The organism is Trabulsiella odontotermitis, from assembly GCF_030053895.1.
In the GTDB taxonomy this organism is placed as follows: domain Bacteria; phylum Pseudomonadota; class Gammaproteobacteria; order Enterobacterales; family Enterobacteriaceae; genus Trabulsiella; species Trabulsiella odontotermitis_C.
In genome coordinates, this window is sequence record NZ_CP125781.1 from 1,749,797 (window position 1) to 1,769,324 (window position 19,528).

Below are 19,528 nucleotides of genomic sequence, written 5' to 3' on the forward strand. Positions count from 1 at the left end.
TTGCAGGCGTTATTTTTCAGCCTGCCGGATATCCGCAATAACGGCGACGTAATAGTCTTTTTCGTCGTCTTTGCTGCGCTTGAAATGCTGACCAAACTGCATATTGACGGTGACGCCAACACTCTCCAGCAGAGCGATTTTAGCGGTGGATTTCTCATTTTCCGCTAAGCCGGCGGGAAGGTAATAGACAATCTGGTTAGTGATTTCCTTGTCACTTTTTTTCAGCAACCGGCAGCGTTCGCGATAGGTTAATAACCACCAGAGATCAATCTCCACAAAATCCAGCGTCAGGCCGAAAATATAAACATTACGGCGGAAAAAATTATCGATCCAGCTGAATTCATCGCCCGGCGCGCTTAACCGTCGGATAAGCGGTTTGAGATCTTTAAATGCTTCTTTTGAATAGCTGCTGCCGGTGGCGGTGTAGTTGCGCATTGCCTGCAAATAGCCACTGTAGTGCTCATAACCCAGCGTAATTGAGTTTGCGATGTTAATGGCGCCGTGAACATGCCAGATGCGTTTGTCGTGGATCAGATGATGGCGAAAGACGTTGTATTTTTGTTCTTTGATAATGCCGTTATTTTTAATCTCAGCGAGAACGGGCAGACAGGTTTCGAACGCCAGATCATAATTGGTAGTCATGATATTTGGACAATCCAGCGCCATGATTTGATGATGAATATCATTGCTGGTGATGGTCTGAATTTTGTCGGCAATAAAGTGTTTGATCGTGTTTTCGGTGCGATTGCTGTACTGCGTTTTTAAAATATTGAAGTAGATTTCTTCGTAGGCGAGGGGAAAGGGTTTGTTGTTGGTATCGATGGTAATCCCGTATTTTTGACCGAGGCTTTGCAGGACATCAAACCAGGAATTGCCGTCGGCCAGATTATTAATCCCGTTCCCCACCAACAGCGCGTAGTTGCTCATTACTCTTTCCTTTGCTTGTCCTGTAATTCCAGCAACTGCTCAGGGGTGACCGACGGATATCCCTGCGCATCTTCCGGGACTTCGTGTTGTGATGGAATAGGTACCAGCGGCCCTAAAAAGCGCGGTTCACGCTTGAAAAGGTAGAGATCCGCCAGCGCGCCGAAGCGAGCGCCAAATTCACGCAACCGCACGCTGAGCATATCTTTAGGCGACGGCACAGCGTAGCACTGGGCCTGAATGCCCATATGCAGGGCGATAAACAGTGCGCGCTCGCAATGAAAACGTTGAGTAATGATGATGAAATCGTTGGTATCAAACACCCGGCGAGTGCGGACGATGGAATCCAGCGTGCGGAAACCCGCGTAATCCAGCACGATGTCGGTCGGGTCGACGCCGGCAGCGATCAGATCTTTACGCATCGTCACCGGTTCATTATAGCTTTGCAGGGCATTGTCGCCGCTCAACAGCAGATAATTCACTTTGCCGCTGTTATAGGCGTTGAGCGCGCCCTGAATGCGGTAGCGGTAATACTGATTGATGACGCCGGTGCGGTAATATTTGGCGGTGCCTAACACCACGCCGACCTGACGATAGGGCAGGTCCTGCAGTTCGTCATAAATGTAGGGCGCGGTTTTCCAGCTCATCCAGCGATCGAGTCCCAGCACGGTCAACAGCAGCAGGCCGATAAGGACTAACAGGCTGTATAACACGCGCTTTAACATGAACTTGACTCGATGGTAGATTTTATTTCACTCAGGCTACTGTACCCGCCCGGTAAGCGCAAGAAACAGTAAGTTAATTGGGGGGATTTTCATCAGCGCGGGCGAGAGGCCCGCGCGATGCGGGATCAGGAAAGCAGAACGCGGTCGAGACTCTGGCAGCCGAGCGCGCGAAGCGTCGCGGCGGTGGCGTCCCACTGGATCAATGGCGCGTCGGCACGTTCGGCGAGAATAGCACGCTGAATGTCCGGGTAGTTGTAACCATTGAGGCTGAGGAGATTAAGCGCGCCCTGTAATGGCGGAAGCGTCGGGTTGAATGCCGCGTTTTCGGCATAACTGCCGCTGAAAACGGTACCATCGCGGCACTCCAGCGCCACACCGGACGGCGATTTGCTATACGGCATATGGCTCTTGTTCGCGGCGGTAATCGCCGCCTGCGCCAGGGCATCACCTTCCAGTGCGTAGCCGTGATCCTGGTCATCCATCAGCAGGGTTTTGATCTCCAGATCCTTCGGCCCAAACGCGTCCGGCAGGTAATCTTTCAGCGTATGCGGCGCACGACCCGGCAGGTTTATACGCAATGCCAGGCCGCTGTTCAGTTCGTTCATAAACTGACGGCAATGACCGCACGGCGTGTAGTTGACGGTGATGGCCTGCAGCGACTTTTCACCGCGCAGCCAGGCGTGGCTGATGGCGCTCTGTTCGGCGTGTACTGTCTGCTGCATAGTCGCGCCGATGAATTCCATATTACCGCCAAAATACCAGTTGCCGCTGACGCCGCGGGCGATGGCCCCGACATTAAAATGCGAGAGATCAGCGCGGGCACAGGCCGCCGCCAGTGGCAGGAGGGCGAAAGCCAGCGCGTCTTCGTCCAGTCCTGTGGTTTTCTGTAACGCCGCGACCTGTTCCGCCGTCAGCAGTGCGGGAAAATGCTCATCCGCCAGAATCGGGGCCAGAGCTGACTGCAAATTTTCTGCAAGCTGTGCAAAAGCAGAATGAAAACGTGAATGCATGGCGTTGCCTCTCAACAATGTAATGGGAGCGTAGTTTACGGGCCTGTTACGGCTTTATATGTGATCTACTTCGCACTACCTGTGCAACTGATGAAATTCAACGAAAAAATGTGTGATGTATCGCCTTTTTAATGCAGGAGGGCCAGCAAAACCGGAAAGATAAACGGCGCCAGCAGGGAGGTAATAATCCCGCAGATCACCAGCGCCAGTGAACTGAACGCCCCTTCCTGATAATCCAGTTCAGCGCAGCGGGCGGTGCCCAGCGCGTGCGACGCGGTGCCCATCGCCAGCCCGCGTGCAGCTTTAGTATGAATGTGCATTTTATTAAGCAGAGTATGACCAAAAACGGCGCCGAGGATGCCGACAAAAATCACACAGACCGCGCTGATGGCCGGAATGCCGCCAAGACTGCCGCCGACCGCCATCGCAATTGGCGTGGTGACCGATTTCGGCAGTACGGACGCGGCAATCTCCGGCGTTGCCCCCATCAGCAGCGCTACGGCGGTGCCGGAGACCATCGCCACCAGGCTACCAATAAAGCAGATGGTGATAATGGATTTCCAGCGGGCGCGGATCTGGTGCAGTTGTTCATACAGCGGAAAGGCAAGCGCCACCACTGCCGGCTGCAGCAGATCGTTAAGGATTTTGCTGCCCTGGAAATAGCGATCGTAAGGAATGCCGGTCAACAACAGAAAAGGAATAATGACCACCAGCGCCACCAGCAGTGGGTTAAGCAGTGGCATCTTAAAGCGCGCGGCCAGCTTGCGGGCGGCAAAAAAGACCAGCAGGGTCAACGGCAACGACCACCAGATGTTTTGCATCATTCTTCGGTTCCTTTTTGCCCGACGACTTTGCGTTCACCATGAAGCAGGTGCGAGCTCCAGCTCACCACCAGAAACACCACCAGCGTACTGATGGCGCAGGAAACCACCACTGGCCCGAACTGGGCGCGTAGTAGATCGAAATATTGCATGACGCCAACGCCGATAGGCACAAACAGCAGCGCCATATAGCGGATCAGCACATAACAACCCGGATTAACCCACTTCGCGGGCAGGATTTGCAGCGCCAGCAGGACAAACAAAATCAGCATGCCGATGATGCTGCCAGGAATGACGATAGGCAGCAGGGAGGCAACAAAATTTCCCGCGTACAGACAGGCGTAGATCAGGACGAACGCCCGCAGGTACTGCCAGATGATATTGAATGATTGATTCATGGTGATTACCCTTGATGAAACGCATTCATCATACAATTAAAGTCAGAAATGTGCTACCGATCACAACATGAATTCTGAGCATACCTGCGATCCCCCTGTGGCACCTCTGGCATTCCTACAAATTTGCTGGCGAAAAGTGGTGTCATTGAGTGTAGCCTGAAGCCCTTAAAGGTGACTTCATTCCCGCCGCCATTAACGCTAAGATAGCGCCTCTTTTTCTCCAGGTAACGATATGCGTGTTTTACTGGCGCCGATGGAAGGTGTGCTCGATTCGCTGGTGCGCGAGCTGCTGACCGAGGTTAACGATTACGATCTCTGTATCACCGAATTTTTGCGGGTGGTGGATAAGCTGCTGCCGGAAAAATCGTTTTACCGCATTTGCCCGGAACTGCATCATCAGAGCCGCACGGGCGCGGGTACGCCGGTACGCATCCAGTTGTTGGGGCAATACCCGCAATGGCTGGCGGAAAATGCGGCTCGCGCCGTCGCGCTGGGTTCCTGGGGCGTGGATCTTAACTGCGGTTGCCCGTCAAAAGTGGTCAACGGCAGTGGCGGCGGGGCAACATTGCTGAAAGATCCTGACCTGATTTACCGTGGCGCAAAAGCCATACGCGAAGCGGTACCGGCCCATTTGCCGGTAACGGTAAAAGTGCGTCTGGGCTGGGACAGCGGCGACCGGCAGTTTGAAATTGCCGACGCGGTACAACAGGCGGGCGCGACGGAGCTGGTTGTGCACGGTCGCACCAAAGAAGATGGCTACAAAGCAGAACGTATCGACTGGCAGGCGATTGGCGAGATCCGCCAGCGGCTGACCATCCCGGTCATTGCCAACGGCGAAATCTGGGACTGGCAAAGCGCGCAGGCGTGCATGGCGGCGACTGGCTGCGATGCGGTGATGATCGGTCGTGGCGCGCTGAATGTGCCTAACCTGAGCCGGGTGGTGAAATATAATGAACCGCGCATGCCATGGCCTGACGTCGTGAAGCTGTTGCAGACGTACTCCCGCAAGGAGAAACAGGGTGATACCGGGCTTTATCACGTCGCCCGTATCAAACAGTGGCTGGGGTATTTACGCAAAGAATATAGCGAGGCGACGGAGCTGTTTACCCTGGTCAGGGCTTTGCAGGATTCCGCCACTATTGCACAGGCCATTGAAGCTTACGCGGCGCGACACCCTTAATCCTCCTGCGACGTGCGTTTTTTGTCGCGTCGCTTGAGCCACCAGCGGACGCCCACCACCAGACCCACCGCCAGCAGCAGCCAGATCCAGTGTTTAAGATGCTTGTCGAGGTTGTGCAGCCACGGGCCGATGACTTCCCCGCCGACATAGCCCAGCGTGGTAAACAGCAGCGACCAGATGATCGCCCCGAGAATGTTCAGCGGCAGGAATATTTTCGGCGGCAACCGGCTGGCGCCAATCAGTAACGGGCCGATCACCCGAAAACCATACATAAAACGGGTACCGATGACGAACAGGTAAGGACGGCGCTGGATCAGCCGCTGTGCCGAGCGGATTTTGGCTTTATGGCGTTTGAAGCGCCGCAGCAGGCGACCGCCAAAGCGCCGCCCCAACAGGTACAGCACCTGGTCGCCAATCATCCCGCCGAGCGCCACCGACGTAACCACCAGCCAGAATTTAAGCAATCCCTGATGCGCCGCTACCCCACCGAGCAACGTGACGGTTTCTCCTTCCGCCAGGCTACCGATGACCAGCGCGGCGTAACCATACTGTGAAACCAGATTGTTGATATCCATACGATGTAAGGACTCCCTGAACAACACCTGTGGTTAATCATATACCCTCTGACGCCCTTGCGGCGCTAAAGACGGGAAATAGCGCTAATCTGCTTTTTCAGGCTGTACATAAAATAATCTATCAGTATGTCTTATACTTGAAGGGTGATTCTACGAAGCCGTGACAAGGGGGTTTTATGAACCATGTCTGGGGACTGTTTTCACATCCCGAGCGCGAAATGCACGTTATCCGTGGCGAAAACGAAACTGTTTCGCATCACTACACTCACCATGTGTTAATCATGGCGGCGATCCCGGTGATCTGCGCCTTCATTGGTACCACGCAACTGGGCTGGAATTTTGGTGATGGTACAGTGGTTAAACTGTCACCCGTGACCGGCTTATTTATTGCCATTCTCTTTTATGCGCTGATGCTGATAGGGGTCGCGGCGATGGGGCGGGTCATCTGGTGGATGGCGCGTCACTACCCGCAACGCCCGTCACTGCGCCATTGTATGGTCTTCGCCGGATACGTCGCCACGCCGCTGTTCCTGAGTGGGATTGTCGCGCTCTATCCGCTGGTCTGGCTTTGCGCGCTGGCGGGGACGATTGCGCTGTTCTACACTGGCTATCTGCTCTATCTGGGCGTGCCGACCTTCCTCAATATCAACAAAGAAGAGGGCTTAAGCTTTTCCAGTTCGACGCTGGCGATCGGCGTGCTGGTGCTTGAGGTTCTGCTGGCGCTGACAGTGATCCTCTGGGGTTACGGTTATCGTCTGTTCTGACCGGTTTGAATTATGCACCGTCGGATTCTCCGGCGGTGCAGCATTTCCTCACGATTATCTGCTGGCGACTCAGCTGTGTGGCGAGGTATGATTCGGCTTCAGGAAATCCTGAAATAATCAGCTACATTAATCTTTTGCCGAAAAAATAACCAGAAATCTCACCATGCAGAAATGTCGAGTGTCTTTGCTCAGCCTTGCGCTGATGCTGGCAGTGCCTTTTGCGCCACAGGCGAGCGCGAAAACCGTTGCAACCGCGGCGGCCGCGCAACCGGAGATCGCATCCGGGAGTGCGATGATTGTCGACCTGAATACCAACCAAGTGATCTATTCCAGCCACCCGGATCTTGTGCGCCCGATGGCGTCGATCACCAAAGTAATGACCGCGATGGTGGTGCTGGATGCGCGCCTGCCGCTGGATGAAATGCTGACGGTGGATATCAGCCAGACACCTGAAATGAAAGGGATTTACTCGCGCGTCCGTCTGAACAGCCAGATCAGCCGCAAAAATATGTTGCTGCTGGCGCTAATGTCGTCGGAAAACCGCGCGGCAGCGAGCCTGGCGCACCATTACCCGGGGGGGTATGGCGCGTTTATCAACGCGATGAATGCCAAAGCGAAAGCGCTGGGCATGACGCATACCCGCTATGTGGAACCGACCGGGTTATCGATTCAGAACGTCTCAACGGCACGGGATTTAACTAAGCTGCTGATCGCCAGCAAGCAATATCCGCTGATAGGCCAGCTCAGCACCACGCGGGAAGACACCGCGACCTTTGCGCACCCGGCGTATTCATTGCCGTTCCGCAACACCAACCATCTGGTGTATCGCGATAACTGGAATATTCAGCTGACCAAAACCGGCTTCACCAACGCGGCGGGGCACTGCCTGATTATGCGCACGGTCATTAACAACCGTCCGGTGGCGCTGGTGGTGATGGATGCCTTTGGCAAATACACCCACTTCGCCGACGCCAGCCGCTTGCGGACATGGGTGGAAACAGGAAAAATCATGCCGGTTCCGCCTGCCGCGCTGAGCTATAAAAAACAGCGCGAGGCGCAGATGGCGAATGCCATGCTGCACGGTGAACAAATCACCCAGGCGGACTGACCTTATTCTGCCTTACTGACTGGGGTGGCGGTTTCACCCCAGTATTTCTGCTTACTGGTTTTGCCGATCCCCGGGTTCATGCTGTTGGTCGGATCATTCTGACGATAGAACTGTTTCAGACTGTCAGCCGCTTCATACAAGTGTCCGACATTATGCTCCGCCGGATACTGCGCCCCGCGTTCACGCAACAGTGCCAGCATCTGCTCCTTCAGCGCATGCACATCCCCCCCTTTTTTGACGATGTAATCCTGGTGGAAAACGTGGCACATGAAATGGCCGTAATAGAGCTTATGCACCAGTTGGTTGTCGATCTCCGGCGGCAGATGCTCAAACCATTCGGTGTCGTTACGGCGTAACGCAATATCCAGCGCCAGAATATCCTCCACTTCATCGGCATGAACTGCCTGATAGCGGATGGCGGCCCCGGCAGCGGCAAACCGGTGCAAAAATGCTTTGCTGCCTTCTTCCGGCGTACACTCGAAATAAGCGCCTTCGGCCTGCTGAAAATAGTCATTCAGCCAGCGTTTCGCCTCTTCAATACCGTCGCCAGCCATTTTCAGCAACAGATGATGCTCATACTTATCGCGCCACGCTTTCATTCGCGGCGGCAGATGATTGGGGAAAACGTGACCAATCTTTTGCATAAAGCGGTCAGTGAAATGCGGTTTGAACAGCGACACTTTTTCCAGCATCGCGTCGGTGCGTCCTTTCAGGGTAAAGAAGAACGGCATTTTGTCGGTGCCGAGTTTATCGATCATCAGGAAGGTGTCTTTACCGTACTGTCCGGCGATATCGTAAATATCGCGATGCATGTATTCCCCGGCCACCGGCAGGTTTTCAAAATTCGCCAGAATGTGACGGCGGATTTCTGTCAACACTTCCGGCTGATTGGTGCCGATGTAAAACACCTGCTGATTTTTTTCCGCCGGGAAAGTGTCGAGACGCACGGCGAACACCGCCAGTTTCCCCGCACAGCCGGAGGATTCGAACAGACGATCCGGGTCGGCATTGTAGCGAGCCGGGGTATCGGCGTTGACGTCGCGCACGCGGGTAATGTAGTCGTGATCATGCGCGTGGCGGCCGTCGTGACGCACGTCGCTCTCTTTCACGCGGTCATCGTCGAGTTTGCTTAAGATCTGCTCCGGCGTTTCACCCAGATCAATGCCGAGATGGTTAACCAGTTGCAGCTTGCCCTGTTCGTCAATACGCGCGAAGAGCGACATTTCCGTATAAGCCGGGCCGCGCTGTACCAGCGAGCCGCCGGAGTTATTGCAGATCCCGCCAATCACCGACGCGCCAATACAGGACGAGCCGATCACTGAATGTGGCTCGCGACCGAATGGCTTGAGCGCTTTTTCCAGTGAATAGAGCGTAGTGCCGGGGAAGGCGAGCACCTGTTCGCCTTTGTCGAGCAGATGCAGTTTGTCGAGGCGCAGGGTGCTGATGATGACAACCTCGCGGTCATAATCGTTGCCGTTTGGCGTGGAGCCTTCGGTGAGACCGGTGTTGGCCGCCTGCATCAGGATGATTTTGTCGGCGCTGACGCAGGCGCTCAGCACTCGCCAGAGTTCCAGCAGCGAACCGGGGAAAACCACTGCCAGCGCGTCGCCCTGACCTGAGCGAAAGCCTTTGCGATAGCGTTGCGTTTTGGCCGGATCCGTCAGCAGGTGAGCGTGACCAACCAGACGAGCGAGTTCTGCCAGAAGGGCGGTATTATCAGTTATCGTGGTGGAAGACATCTTCCCACTCCTTGTGGTGAGCAAATTTGTCGCGCTTAAGCATAGCGCTTTGTATGACAATTTGATTCGCGAATGCGGTAGAAAAATCAGAGAATAACCTTAGCATTATTCTTATCAGCCGTTTAGGCTTATGGCAAACCGCGGTTTTTTAAGTGCTTTCGCCGGGTTATCCGGCTCGAAATAGAGAGTAAAAACATACATGAAATGGCTATGTTCTGTAGGCGTTGCCGTTAGCCTGGCGCTGCAACCTGCGCTGGCTGACGACCTGTTTGGTAATCACCCGTTGACGCCCGAAGCCCGGGATGCGTTTGTCACGGAATTGCTCAAGAAAATGACCGTTGATGAAAAAATTGGGCAGTTGCGTCTTATCAGCGTTGGTCCGGATAACCCGAAAGAGGCGATTCGGGAGATGATCAAAGAGGGGCAGGTAGGTGCCATTTTCAACACCGTGACTCGTCCGGATATCCGCGCGATGCAGGATCAGGTCATGGAACTCAGCCGCCTGAAAATTCCTCTGTTCTTCGCTTATGACGTGATCCACGGTCAGCGCACCGTGTTTCCGAACAGCCTCGGTCTCGCCTCCTCATTTAATCTTGATGCGGTGAAAACCGTGGGGCGTGTGTCTGCCTTTGAAGCGGCAGATGATGGCCTGAACATGACCTGGGCGCCGATGGTCGACGTCTCCCGCGATCCGCGCTGGGGCCGCGTCTCAGAAGGCTTCGGTGAAGACACTTACCTGACGGCGATCATGGGGAAAACCATGGTCGAATCGATGCAGGGCAAAAGCCCGGCAGATCGCTATTCGGTGATGACCAGCGTCAAACACTTCGCGGCCTACGGCGCTGTTGAAGGGGGTAAAGAATACAACACCGTCGACATGAGCCCGCAGCGCCTGTTCAATGACTACATGCCACCGTACAAAGCGGCGCTGGATGCCGGCAGCGGCGGGGTGATGGTGGCCCTGAACTCGCTGAACGGCACTCCGGCGTCGTCAGATTCCTGGCTGCTGAAAGACTTGCTGCGCGATGAGTGGGGCTTTAAAGGCATCACCATCTCCGATCATGGCGCGATCAAAGAGCTGATTAAACACGGCACCGCCTCCGATCCGGAAGACGCGGTGCGTGTGGCGCTCAAGTCCGGCATCAACATGAGTATGAGCGATGAGTACTACAGCAAATATCTGCCGGGGCTGCTGAAGAGCGGCAAAGTCACGATGGCGGAGCTGGACGACGCGACCCGTCACGTGCTGAACGTGAAATACGACATGGGGCTGTTTAACGATCCCTACAGCCATCTGGGGCCGAAAGATTCTGACCCGAAAGACACCAACGCCGAAAGCCGTTTGCATCGCAAAGAGGCCCGCGAAGTGGCGCGCGAAAGCCTGGTGCTGCTGAAAAACCGCCTCGACACGCTGCCGCTGAAGAAAACCGCTACCGTGGCGGTGGTTGGTCCGCTGGCAGACAGCAAGCGCGACATGATGGGCAGCTGGTCTGCCGCCGGGGTGGCTGATCAGTCCGTCACCCTGCTGACCGGGATCAGAAACGCGGTGGGTACCCAGGGCAAAGTGATTTACGCCAAAGGGGCGAATGTCACCAGCGATAAAGGCATTGTGGATTTCCTCAATCAGTATGAGCCTGCCGTAGTGGTTGATCCACGCACGCCGGAAGCGATGATTGACGAAGCCGTTGCTGCGGCGAAACAGTCTGATGTGGTTGTGGCGGTGGTCGGCGAAGCGCAGGGAATGGCGCACGAAGCCTCCAGCCGCACTGACATCACCATCCCGCAGAGCCAGCGTGATCTGATTGCGGCGCTGAAAGCCACCGGTAAACCGCTGGTGCTGGTGCTGATGAACGGTCGCCCGCTGGCGCTGGTGAAAGAAGATCAGCAAGCCGACGCGATTCTGGAAACCTGGTTTGCCGGTACTGAAGGCGGGAACGCCATCGCCGACGTGCTGTTTGGCGATTACAACCCGTCCGGCAAACTGCCGATGTCTTTCCCGCGCTCGGTAGGGCAGATCCCGGTGTACTACAGTCATCTCAACACTGGCCGTCCGTATAACCCGGAAAAACCGAACAAGTACACTTCGCGCTACTTTGACGAAGCCAACGGGCCGCTCTATCCGTTCGGTTATGGTCTGAGCTACACCACCTTCACCGTATCCGACGTGAAAATGTCGGCGCCCGCGATGAAACGCAACGGCAAAGTGACCGCCAGCGTTGATGTCACCAACACCGGCAAACGCGAAGGCTCGACGGTTATCCAGATGTACCTGCAGGATGTCACCGCCTCAATGAGCCGCCCGGTAAAACAACTGCGCGGTTTTGAGAAGGTGAACCTCAAACCCGGTGAAACCCGGACCGTCAGTTTCCCGATCGATGTGGACGCGCTGAAGTTCTGGAACCAGCGGATGAAATATGACGCGGAGCCGGGTAAATTCAACGTCTTCATCGGCGTCGATTCCGCCCGGGTGAAACAGGGCGAGTTTGAGTTGAAATAAAACGGTTTGCCTGCCTGAAGAAGTAATATTCAGGCAGGCAATAAACAAAAAGAGCGCTCTTTTTTATTTTCATTGTATTAATTTTCCACATCCGTTTATAACGATGGCACGCATTAATGCCTTCGACATTAATTACATTGATTCAATTTATTAAACGGATGTAATTCAATGAGTGATATCATCTATTTAACCCTGCGCGGCGCGCAGCAGGGCCTTATTTCGTCCGACTGCGGCAGCGCTCATTCGGTTGGCAACCACTATCAGCAATCCCACCCTGATGAGATTTTTGTTTTTAGCCTGAGAAAAAATCTCGCGAGAACTCCGCAACAGATGGTGCCGCAAGGCCTCACCTTTTGTAAGCCTGTCGATAAAAGCTCACCATTATTGATGCAGGCAATCAATAACAATGAACGCTTAACGCTCAATTTTAGCTTTTACCGTATGAGCCCTGCAGGAAGATGGGAAGCGTATTACGCGATTAACTTGCGGGGCGCATCCATACAACAGATCCAGTGTCATTCTGTGGTTGATAATATTCATCAGGAATATATAACGGTCGGCTATGATTATATTCACTGCCGACATCTCGCTGCCGGTACAGAATATGATTATCTGGTCACCCCGGAAAATTATAATGAGATTTTCCCACCGGAAATACCACCACAGAAATCGCCACCCGCCAAAAGAAAGATGACGCTAACGTTGGGCATATTCTTCGATGGTACCGGAAATAATGCCGTGAATACCCGCAATATGCTGGCCGCCTGTACCGCGCAACATTTTGATATCAACAACCCCGATGCGGTCAGCATTCTCGAACGTAACGCGCAAATACAATTGGGGATCTCCGGTAGCGATGCCACCAGCTACAAAGGCTATTACACCAATATTCATTGGTTGCATGAGTTGTACCCCAGGCGATTTTTCGAAGAATCTAACGCTATGCAGAATAAGATTTATATCGAAGGGATCGGTACCCACGCGGGCGAAGCGGATAGTCAGATCGGGATGGGATTGGGAATTTCAGATACCGGAGTGATAGCGAAAACGGATGATGCAGTGAAGCAGATTCCATTTGCGATCAGTCGTGCACTCGATCTCTTGCAGGGAAATGCTGAAATTGCTGCCCTCCAATTTGACATATTCGGTTTTAGCCGTGGTGCCGCTGCCGCGCGACATTTTGCCAACCGTGTACAGGAAGAACATCACGCAATTATCGCCGCTATCCGGCAGGGGATGAGAGATATCACCTACAGCGGCACGCCTGCGGGTAAGACGCGTTTTATTGGCCTCTTCGATACTGTCGCGGCTATCGGTACACCATTGAATGGTCTAAATCCGCACAGTGCTGACACTGGCGAGGTCAGGAGCCGGCTGCGTCCCGGCGTAGCAGAGAAAGTTTTTCAGATCACCGCCGGGCACGAATGCCGCTTCAATTTTGCTTCAAACAGCGTCCGCCCGGCCTGGCCGGAGCTGATGTTGCCCGGCGTTCATTCTGACATCGGTGGCGGCTATCTACCACAGGAAAGAGAGGCGCTGTTCCTGACCCGGCCGCAGACTGAAACGGTACCGCTCAACCGGCCAGGAGAGCAAACCCGGGCGTATCGGCTGACGATGGCGCAACTACGGATAATGGAGGCCTCCCCGGCGATTGCACCGATCATCCGCAATAATCCCATTACCCCGGAAGTCTGGGCTGATGAACGAATGCCCACTGATCGGTACGGACAGATGCAAAAGCGCAGTTTCGCTGCACTGACGCTCCGCCAGCGGATCGTGCGCAATGACTGGTCGAAGGTCACTCTGCGGGTAATGATTGCCGCCGCTGAAGCTGCGGGCGTGGTGTTCGATGATGTCGATTCAGGGCGTCCCGCGCTGGTTTTACCCGCGGAGTTACAGGTTCTTGCGAAAAAAGCGCTCGCCCAGGGGGAAAAAGCCCGTCGTTATGACGCCGTTTCCGGGTTTACCTCTGAGGAGCTGGACTTGCTGGCATCGCGTTATATCCACTGCTCCGCCTCCTGGAATGCCATTGAAATCAATAAACAGGGCGATATTGAAGGTGGCGCGGCACCAGCGGAAATCGTGAGTTTTGTAAACCGCCCGGATGAGGGCTGGATCCGCACTGTCTATAACATGGATGGAAAAAAAGCATGAAAAAGAAAATATTTGCTATTTTTTTACTCTTTACCGTAATGACCGGTTGTCACAATCCCGCTTCGCAACCCCTGCAGTCACGTCAGGCAGCGGAGGGTGACTGGACGTTGCCCTACAAAGAATGGCGTTTCGATTTCTTCACCCCCTTTGCACTTTATGCCACGGTCACTTACGTCCAGATTATTGATGTCGAGGGTTACCTCAATCAATTTTTTACCCTGGATTCAGCCGAAGATGATCCCAATGTGCAGGGAACATGGAGCCAGACGACTGGCTCGGCATATCTTAGTTTCAATAAGGTAAAAAGCCTGCCGCAATATATGCTGTTTTGCTGGGATTCAGTCATTGACAAGAAAACGTACGAAACCAGTATTCTCTTCTCGCCGGAGACCTGGCAGCGGATGAAAACGCCAGCCGATCATACTAGCTATGCGGGCCATACCGTCTGGTATGACACGCTGCTGATTGGCCTTGCTCCCGAGGGCAAAGTGCGACTCTGGCTCGACGATGTCAATCGTTACCCCAATATCCCGGTGACACCCGTCCAGATGATCACCCGCAGCGGCAAAGAGATGAAGTTTTGCCAGGGCATCACAGAGCACCCCAACGGATATGTCTATTTCGGTGATACCCCGGAATTTATTAAGGGTAAAACCTATCCGTACGGGAGCTGGTAAAAAGGGTTGTGCTCACTCAGATAATCACGCATTCTCCGGTTAAACGAGCCGTTTTCGTCTACGCTTTTCATTCAAGACTATGAAAAAGAGCATAAATCACGAGGAAAATCGCATGACAATGACAAAGGGGTGGGCGGCGACGATGGCGCTCGTGGCGGCATTCAGTCTGCCGCTCCAGGCCGCGGAGCCGGTCAAAGTCGGATCGAAAATAGATACCGAAGGGGCACTGCTCGGCAATATCATTTTGCAGGTGCTGGAAAGCCATGGTGTCAAAACGGTCAATAAAGTCCAGCTCGGCACAACGCCTGTCGTGCGGGGTGCTATCACCTCGGGTGCGCTGGATATCTATCCGGAATATACCGGCAATGGTGCGTTTTTCTTCAAAGAAGAGAACGATCCCGCCTGGAAAAATGCTCAGCAAGGCTATGAAAAAGTTAAAAAACTGGACGCTGAGCAGAACAAGCTGGTCTGGCTGACGCCTGCGCCTGCCAATAACACCTGGACAATCGCGGTCCGTCAGTCACTGGCGAAGGAAAACCAACTTGCGTCGCTTGCGGATCTCAGCCGTTACCTGAAAGAAGGTGGTAAATTTAAACTGGCGGCATCGGCTGAGTTCATCGAGCGAACGGATGCGCTGCCCGCGTTTGAGAAAGCCTACGGCTTCAAACTGAATCAGGATCAGTTGCTGTCGCTGGCTGGAGGGGATACTGCAGTGACCATCAAAGCGGCGGCGCAGCAGACCTCCGGGGTCAATGCCGCGATGGCCTATGGTACTGACGGTCCGGTGGCCGCACTGGGGTTACAAACCCTGAGCGATCCGAAAGGCGTACAGCCAATTTACGCTCCTACGCCGGTGGTACGAGAGGCGGTATTGAAAGCATATCCGCAGATCGGCGAATGGCTGAAACCTGTCTTCGAGAGTCTCGATGAAAAAACACTGCAACAGCTGAATGCCAGCATTGCCGTGGAAGGGCTGGATGCCAAAAAAGTGGCGGCTGACTATCTGAAACAAAAAGGGCTGGTGAAGTAACGGAACCGTGTCGATTCAATGTCATAACCGGGTCGTGCTGCTGCTGGTGCTGATAGCGCTGGCAGCAGCGATGCTCCCCTTTATCAATTATGCGCCCAACCGGCTGATGTCGGGTGAGGGGCGGCAACTCTGGCAGATTAGCGCTTTCTCTACCTACTGGCTGCTGGTGCTGCCGGCGGCGTTTATTGTGCTCACCCTGCTGCCCGGCAGATTCCCGTTGTGGGCAACGTTTCTCCTCGCACAACTCGCATTCATCACGCTGTTCTGGTCTGCCGGTCATGCCGCAACGCTGCTGGCGACCAGTGAAAGCCCGCTGGCAAGAACGTCACCGGGCAGCGGATTATGGCTGTGGCTGGCGCTGTCACTGCTGATTTGCAGCGACACCGCGAGGCGGTTGACCCGCCGTTCCGCCTGGCGCTGGTTGCTCAACGCACAGATCTGGATCCTTCCCTGTGTGCTGCTGTGGCTGGGGAAGCTGGATGATCTCTCATTGCTGAAGGAATACAACAATCGCCAGGAAGTGTTTAATGATGCGCTGGTGCAACACCTGACGTTGCTGTTCGGCACCCTGCTGCCGGGGCTGGTGATTGGCATTCCGCTCGGCCTGTGGTGTTACCGCCATGATTCGCGTCAGACGTCCGTTTTTACCACCCTGAACATTATTCAGACTATCCCTTCCGTCGCGCTGTTTGGGCTGCTGATTGCGCCGCTGGCCGGGCTGGTGCAACAGTTCCCGGTGCTGGCAAACATTGGTATTGCGGGTACGGGGCTGGCGCCTGCGTTGATTGCGCTGGTGCTCTATGCGCTACTGCCGCTGGTACGCGGCGTGGTGGCGGGCATGCGACAGGTGCCGCCGGAGATTCTCGAAAGCGCGATAGCTATGGGCATGAGCCCGCGCCAGCGTTTCTGGCAGGTTCAGCTCCCGCTGGCGATGCCGGTACTGCTGCGCAGCCTGCGGGTGGTAGTGGTGCAAACGGTGGGTATGGCGGTGATCGCTGCATTGATTGGCGCAGGCGGCTTTGGTGCGCTGGTGTTCCAGGGGCTGCTGAGTAGCGCACTGGATCTGGTTCTGCTGGGCGTGATCCCGACAATTGTGCTGGCGGTGGTGCTGGATGCGCTGTTTGGCTTGTGGATAGCCCTGCTGAAAGGGGAGCGAAATGATTGAATTTGAGCATGTGAGCAAAAGCTTCTCTGGCCTGGAGGCGGTAAAAGATCTCTCTCTGAATCTGCGTGAAGGCGCATTTTCGGTGCTGGTTGGCACTTCCGGCTCCGGGAAATCGACCACCCTGAAGATGATTAATCGGCTGGTGGAGCATGACAGCGGCATCATCCGATTCGCCGGGGAAGAAATTCGCCAGCAGCCCGTGCTCGAAATGCGTCGGCGGATGGGCTATGCCATTCAGTCGATCGGGCTTTTTCCTCACTGGACGGTGGCGCAGAACATCGCCACGGTTCCGCAGCTGCAAAAATGGTCGCGTGGCAAAATCGACCAGCGCATTGAGGAACTGATGGCGCTGCTCGGTCTGGAACCCGCATTGCGCGAGCGTTACCCGCACCAGTTGTCGGGCGGCCAGCAGCAGCGCGTTGGCGTGGCGCGGGCGCTAGCGGCGAACCCGGAAGTGCTGCTGATGGATGAACCCTTCGGCGCGCTCGACCCGGTGACCCGTACCGCGCTCCAGCAGGAGATGAGCCGCATTCATCGCCTGCTCGGGCGAACGATTGTGCTGGTCACCCATGACATCGACGAAGCGCTGCGCCTTGCCGATCATCTGGTGGTCATGGACGGCGGCGAAGTGATCCAGCAGGGTACGCCGCTGGAGATCTTAAGCCATCCACGCAACGAGTTTGTCCGTACTTTTTTCGGTAGCAGTGAACTGGGCGTGCGGCTGCTGTCGCTGCGCGAAGTGGGGCATTACCTGCGCCATGATGAACACGCTGAGGGCGAACCGCTGCAGGAAGCCATGAGCCTGCGCGAAGCGCTGTCGGCATTTGTGGCGCAGCAGCGACTCAGTTTGCCGGTGGTTAACGCGCAGGGCGAGCCGTGCGGCGTGTTGCACTTTGCCGATCTGTTGCGTGAGGAGGCAAACAGTGCAACGGTTTCGTGACCCGCTTCTGTGGCTGATTGCGCTGTTTATCGCGCTGCTGTGGCTGTTGCCGCGCAGCGGCCCGTTGTTTCATGCGCTGTTCCCGCAACTGCCGCGTCCGCTCTATCAGCAGGAGAGTTTCCTGATGCTGACGCTGGCGCATCTCTGGCTGGTGGGCGTGTCGAGCCTGGCCGCAGTGGTGCTGGGTGTAGGCGCGGGAATACTGGTGACGCGTCCGGCCGGGCGCGAGTTCCGCACGCTGGTCGAAACCATAGCCGCCATGGGGCAGACTTTTCCGCCGGTGGCGGTGCTGGCGATTGCGGTTCCGGTGATAGGGTTTGGTCGTGAACCTGCCATTATCGCGCTGATCCTCTACGGCATTCTGCCGGTATTACAGGGAACGCTGGCAGGGCTGGCCGCAGTGCCGGAAAGCGTCAGCAGCGTGGCGAAAGGAATGGGGATGAATGGCTGGCAGCGGCTGACGAAAGTGGAATTGCCGCTGGCGGCGCCGGTGATTCTGGCGGGGATCCGCACTTCGGTCATCATCAACATTGGCACCGCGGCCATTGCCTCAACGGTGGGGGCCAATACGCTCGGCACGCCGATTATCATCGGGCTGAGCGGGTTTAATACGGCGTATGTGCTTCAGGGGGCGATTCTGGTGGCGCTGGCGGCCATTATTATTGACCGCGGCTTTGAGCGGCTGAACCGCTGGCTCAGCCGACACCGCCACGAACAATAAACGAATATCCCGCGAGCATCACACCGCTGATGCCGCCGATAGCCATCAGCGTGAAGAGAGTAATAACAGCAATTTTGGCGGGTTTCATAGCAGGCTCCTGTGTTAACACCGTTATTCTACTATGAAACCGTGTTGTTATTAAACGAATGCGTAGACGTTACACTATGCGCCGAGGGAGACTATCTCGTATCCCGCTTCCCGCCAGCGTGCCAGCTGTTGTGTCTGCAACGAGGACGGCGATTCGCCACACCACACCAGCAGCGTTTTGCCTTCGAAAATTTCCGGCCGCAGTTGGGTCAGCGAATGGGCGAGAATATCTACGCGCCAGCCTTGTTCTGAGGCCATCCAGCCCTCCAGCCACAGGCGGGTGGTGTCATGAATGTTCCAGCCGACCACCAGCGCCTCTTTCCCCGCTTTGCGGTGACTGCTGAGCAGGCAATGCGAAATATGGTTGATTAAGATGCCGTCCAGCATGCTTAATAGCATGTGCAGGGCCGCCTGCTGGCTTTGCAGACGTCGACGGAGCGGAATGAACAGATAGGTTACCAGCGTCTGGGCGGGGTAATCGCGAGCACGCTCTTTGATCCACAGCCGTAGCCGGTTCAGATTGCCGTTTTGCAGGTAGCTGAGCAGCATCTCCTGTTGCTCCAGCCAGCCAGTCTGCTGCGCGCTGGTCTTTTCACACAGCAGCGATTTAACTTTGCCGACCTGAACGCCGGTGTCAATCCAGCGTTTGATCTCCCGAATACGATCGATATCTTCGTCATTGAATAAGCGGTGTCCGCCGTCCGTGCGTTGTGGTTTTAGCAATCCATAGCGGCGCTGCCAGGCGCGTAGCGTTACAGGATTGATGTCACAAAGCAGAGCCACTTCACCGATGCTGTAAAGCGCCATGTTTTCACCTTTGCCACTAGCTTCCCATTATAACTGTAGTCACTAAATCCCGAACCAGGTAAATTTGTTCGTTTTTTGTTCGTTTCTCAGTCAGGACTGGTGAAAAAAGGGTAATAAAAGCGTGATCTTAAGCGCGTTTTTTCGTTTTTATGCCTCGCTTCAAAGAAAGTTTTTCCCACGCAGGGTAGATTACGCTCATTCAGGCG

The 19,528-nt window shown here is 55.1% G+C and carries 19 protein-coding genes; 10 read left to right on the plus strand and 9 right to left on the minus strand.

The genetic code is table 11. The annotated features are described in order from the left end of the window. Positions 1-9: 9 nt before the first annotated feature. From QMG90_RS08390 to QMG90_RS08410, 5 genes are all read right to left on the minus strand, one after another. Entirely contained in the window at positions 10-927 is a 918-nt protein-coding gene (locus tag QMG90_RS08390) for an SIR2 family protein (RefSeq protein WP_283283372.1), read from the minus strand. Further along, on the minus strand, positions 927-1,649 hold the full coding sequence (gene sanA, locus QMG90_RS08395; protein WP_283283373.1) for an outer membrane permeability protein SanA: 723 nt from the start codon (positions 1,647-1,649) through the stop codon (positions 927-929). Before sanA ends, QMG90_RS08390 begins: the two co-directional genes overlap by 1 nt. 125 nt (positions 1,650-1,774) lie before the next feature. Beyond that, the gene (gene cdd, locus QMG90_RS08400; RefSeq protein ID WP_283283374.1) at positions 1,775-2,659 is read right to left on the minus strand and encodes a cytidine deaminase; all 885 of its coding nucleotides are present in this window, start codon (positions 2,657-2,659) and stop codon (positions 1,775-1,777) included. Positions 2,660-2,787: 128 nt separating this feature from the next. Then, entirely contained in the window at positions 2,788-3,483 is a 696-nt protein-coding gene (locus tag QMG90_RS08405) for a CidB/LrgB family autolysis modulator (RefSeq protein ID WP_283283375.1), read from the minus strand. Next, positions 3,480-3,878 carry a CidA/LrgA family protein gene (locus QMG90_RS08410; RefSeq protein ID WP_283283376.1) on the minus strand — a complete coding sequence of 133 codons (399 nt, stop codon included), beginning with the start codon at positions 3,876-3,878 and terminating at the stop codon, positions 3,480-3,482. The genes QMG90_RS08405 and QMG90_RS08410 overlap by 4 nt, the downstream gene beginning before the upstream one ends. Before the next feature lie 232 nt (positions 3,879-4,110). Here QMG90_RS08410 and dusC point away from each other — a divergent pair, with 232 nt between their 5' ends. Beyond that, entirely contained in the window at positions 4,111-5,058 is a 948-nt protein-coding gene (gene dusC, locus QMG90_RS08415) for a tRNA dihydrouridine(16) synthase DusC (RefSeq protein ID WP_283283377.1), read from the plus strand. Here the strand turns inward: dusC and QMG90_RS08420 are convergent. Beyond that, entirely contained in the window at positions 5,055-5,633 is a 579-nt protein-coding gene (locus QMG90_RS08420; protein ID WP_283283378.1) for a DedA family protein, read from the minus strand. The genes dusC and QMG90_RS08420 overlap by 4 nt on opposite strands. Positions 5,634-5,809: 176 nt before the next feature. Between QMG90_RS08420 and QMG90_RS08425 the strand changes: the two genes are divergently transcribed. Together QMG90_RS08425 and pbpG are read left to right on the plus strand one after the other, a co-directional pair. Next, complete coding sequence (locus tag QMG90_RS08425; RefSeq protein WP_283283379.1) at positions 5,810-6,397, plus strand: Yip1 family protein; 588 nt, start codon at positions 5,810-5,812, stop codon at positions 6,395-6,397. A 163-nt stretch (positions 6,398-6,560) separates the two neighbouring features. Next, on the plus strand, positions 6,561-7,505 hold the full coding sequence (gene pbpG, locus QMG90_RS08430; RefSeq protein ID WP_283283380.1) for a D-alanyl-D-alanine endopeptidase: 945 nt from the start codon (positions 6,561-6,563) through the stop codon (positions 7,503-7,505). Positions 7,506-7,507: 2 nt separating this feature from the next. On the opposite strand, the gene dld is transcribed toward pbpG, so the two are convergent. Continuing rightward, positions 7,508-9,244, minus strand: coding sequence for a D-lactate dehydrogenase (gene dld, locus QMG90_RS08435; protein WP_283283381.1), 1,737 nt, complete (start codon positions 9,242-9,244; stop codon positions 7,508-7,510). A 199-nt stretch (positions 9,245-9,443) separates the two neighbouring features. Here dld and bglX point away from each other — a divergent pair, with 199 nt between their 5' ends. From bglX to QMG90_RS08470, 7 genes are all read left to right on the plus strand, one after another. Further along, entirely contained in the window at positions 9,444-11,741 is a 2,298-nt protein-coding gene (gene bglX / locus QMG90_RS08440; protein ID WP_283283382.1) for a beta-glucosidase BglX, read from the plus strand. A 168-nt stretch (positions 11,742-11,909) separates the two neighbouring features. After that, positions 11,910-13,895 (plus strand): Hcp family type VI secretion system effector, encoded by a 1,986-nt coding sequence (locus QMG90_RS08445; protein ID WP_283283383.1) that lies wholly within the window; start codon positions 11,910-11,912, stop codon positions 13,893-13,895. After that, positions 13,892-14,572: a DUF2931 family protein gene (locus QMG90_RS08450; RefSeq protein ID WP_283283384.1), complete on the plus strand. Its 681-nt coding sequence runs from the start codon at positions 13,892-13,894 to the stop codon at positions 14,570-14,572. Before QMG90_RS08445 ends, QMG90_RS08450 begins: the two co-directional genes overlap by 4 nt. A gap of 112 nt (positions 14,573-14,684) precedes the next feature. Then, positions 14,685-15,602, plus strand: coding sequence for a glycine betaine ABC transporter substrate-binding protein OsmF (osmF, locus tag QMG90_RS08455; protein ID WP_283283385.1), 918 nt, complete (start codon positions 14,685-14,687; stop codon positions 15,600-15,602). A 7-nt stretch (positions 15,603-15,609) separates the two neighbouring features. Next, on the plus strand, positions 15,610-16,767 hold the full coding sequence (locus tag QMG90_RS08460; protein ID WP_283283386.1) for an ABC transporter permease: 1,158 nt from the start codon (positions 15,610-15,612) through the stop codon (positions 16,765-16,767). After that, on the plus strand, positions 16,760-17,707 hold the full coding sequence (locus QMG90_RS08465; RefSeq protein WP_283283387.1) for an ABC transporter ATP-binding protein: 948 nt from the start codon (positions 16,760-16,762) through the stop codon (positions 17,705-17,707). Before QMG90_RS08460 ends, QMG90_RS08465 begins: the two co-directional genes overlap by 8 nt. Continuing rightward, the gene (locus tag QMG90_RS08470; RefSeq protein WP_283283388.1) at positions 17,691-18,428 is read left to right on the plus strand and encodes an ABC transporter permease; all 738 of its coding nucleotides are present in this window, start codon (positions 17,691-17,693) and stop codon (positions 18,426-18,428) included. The genes QMG90_RS08465 and QMG90_RS08470 overlap by 17 nt, the downstream gene beginning before the upstream one ends. Here the strand turns inward: QMG90_RS08470 and QMG90_RS08475 are convergent. Further along, the gene (locus tag QMG90_RS08475; RefSeq protein ID WP_072170975.1) at positions 18,403-18,516 is read right to left on the minus strand and encodes a protein YohO; all 114 of its coding nucleotides are present in this window, start codon (positions 18,514-18,516) and stop codon (positions 18,403-18,405) included. The two genes, QMG90_RS08470 and QMG90_RS08475, sit on opposite strands and share 26 nt — an antisense overlap. Positions 18,517-18,590: 74 nt before the next feature. Next, on the minus strand, positions 18,591-19,322 hold the full coding sequence (gene mlrA, locus QMG90_RS08480; RefSeq protein WP_283283389.1) for an HTH-type transcriptional regulator MlrA: 732 nt from the start codon (positions 19,320-19,322) through the stop codon (positions 18,591-18,593). Positions 19,323-19,528: the final 206 nt, after the last annotated feature.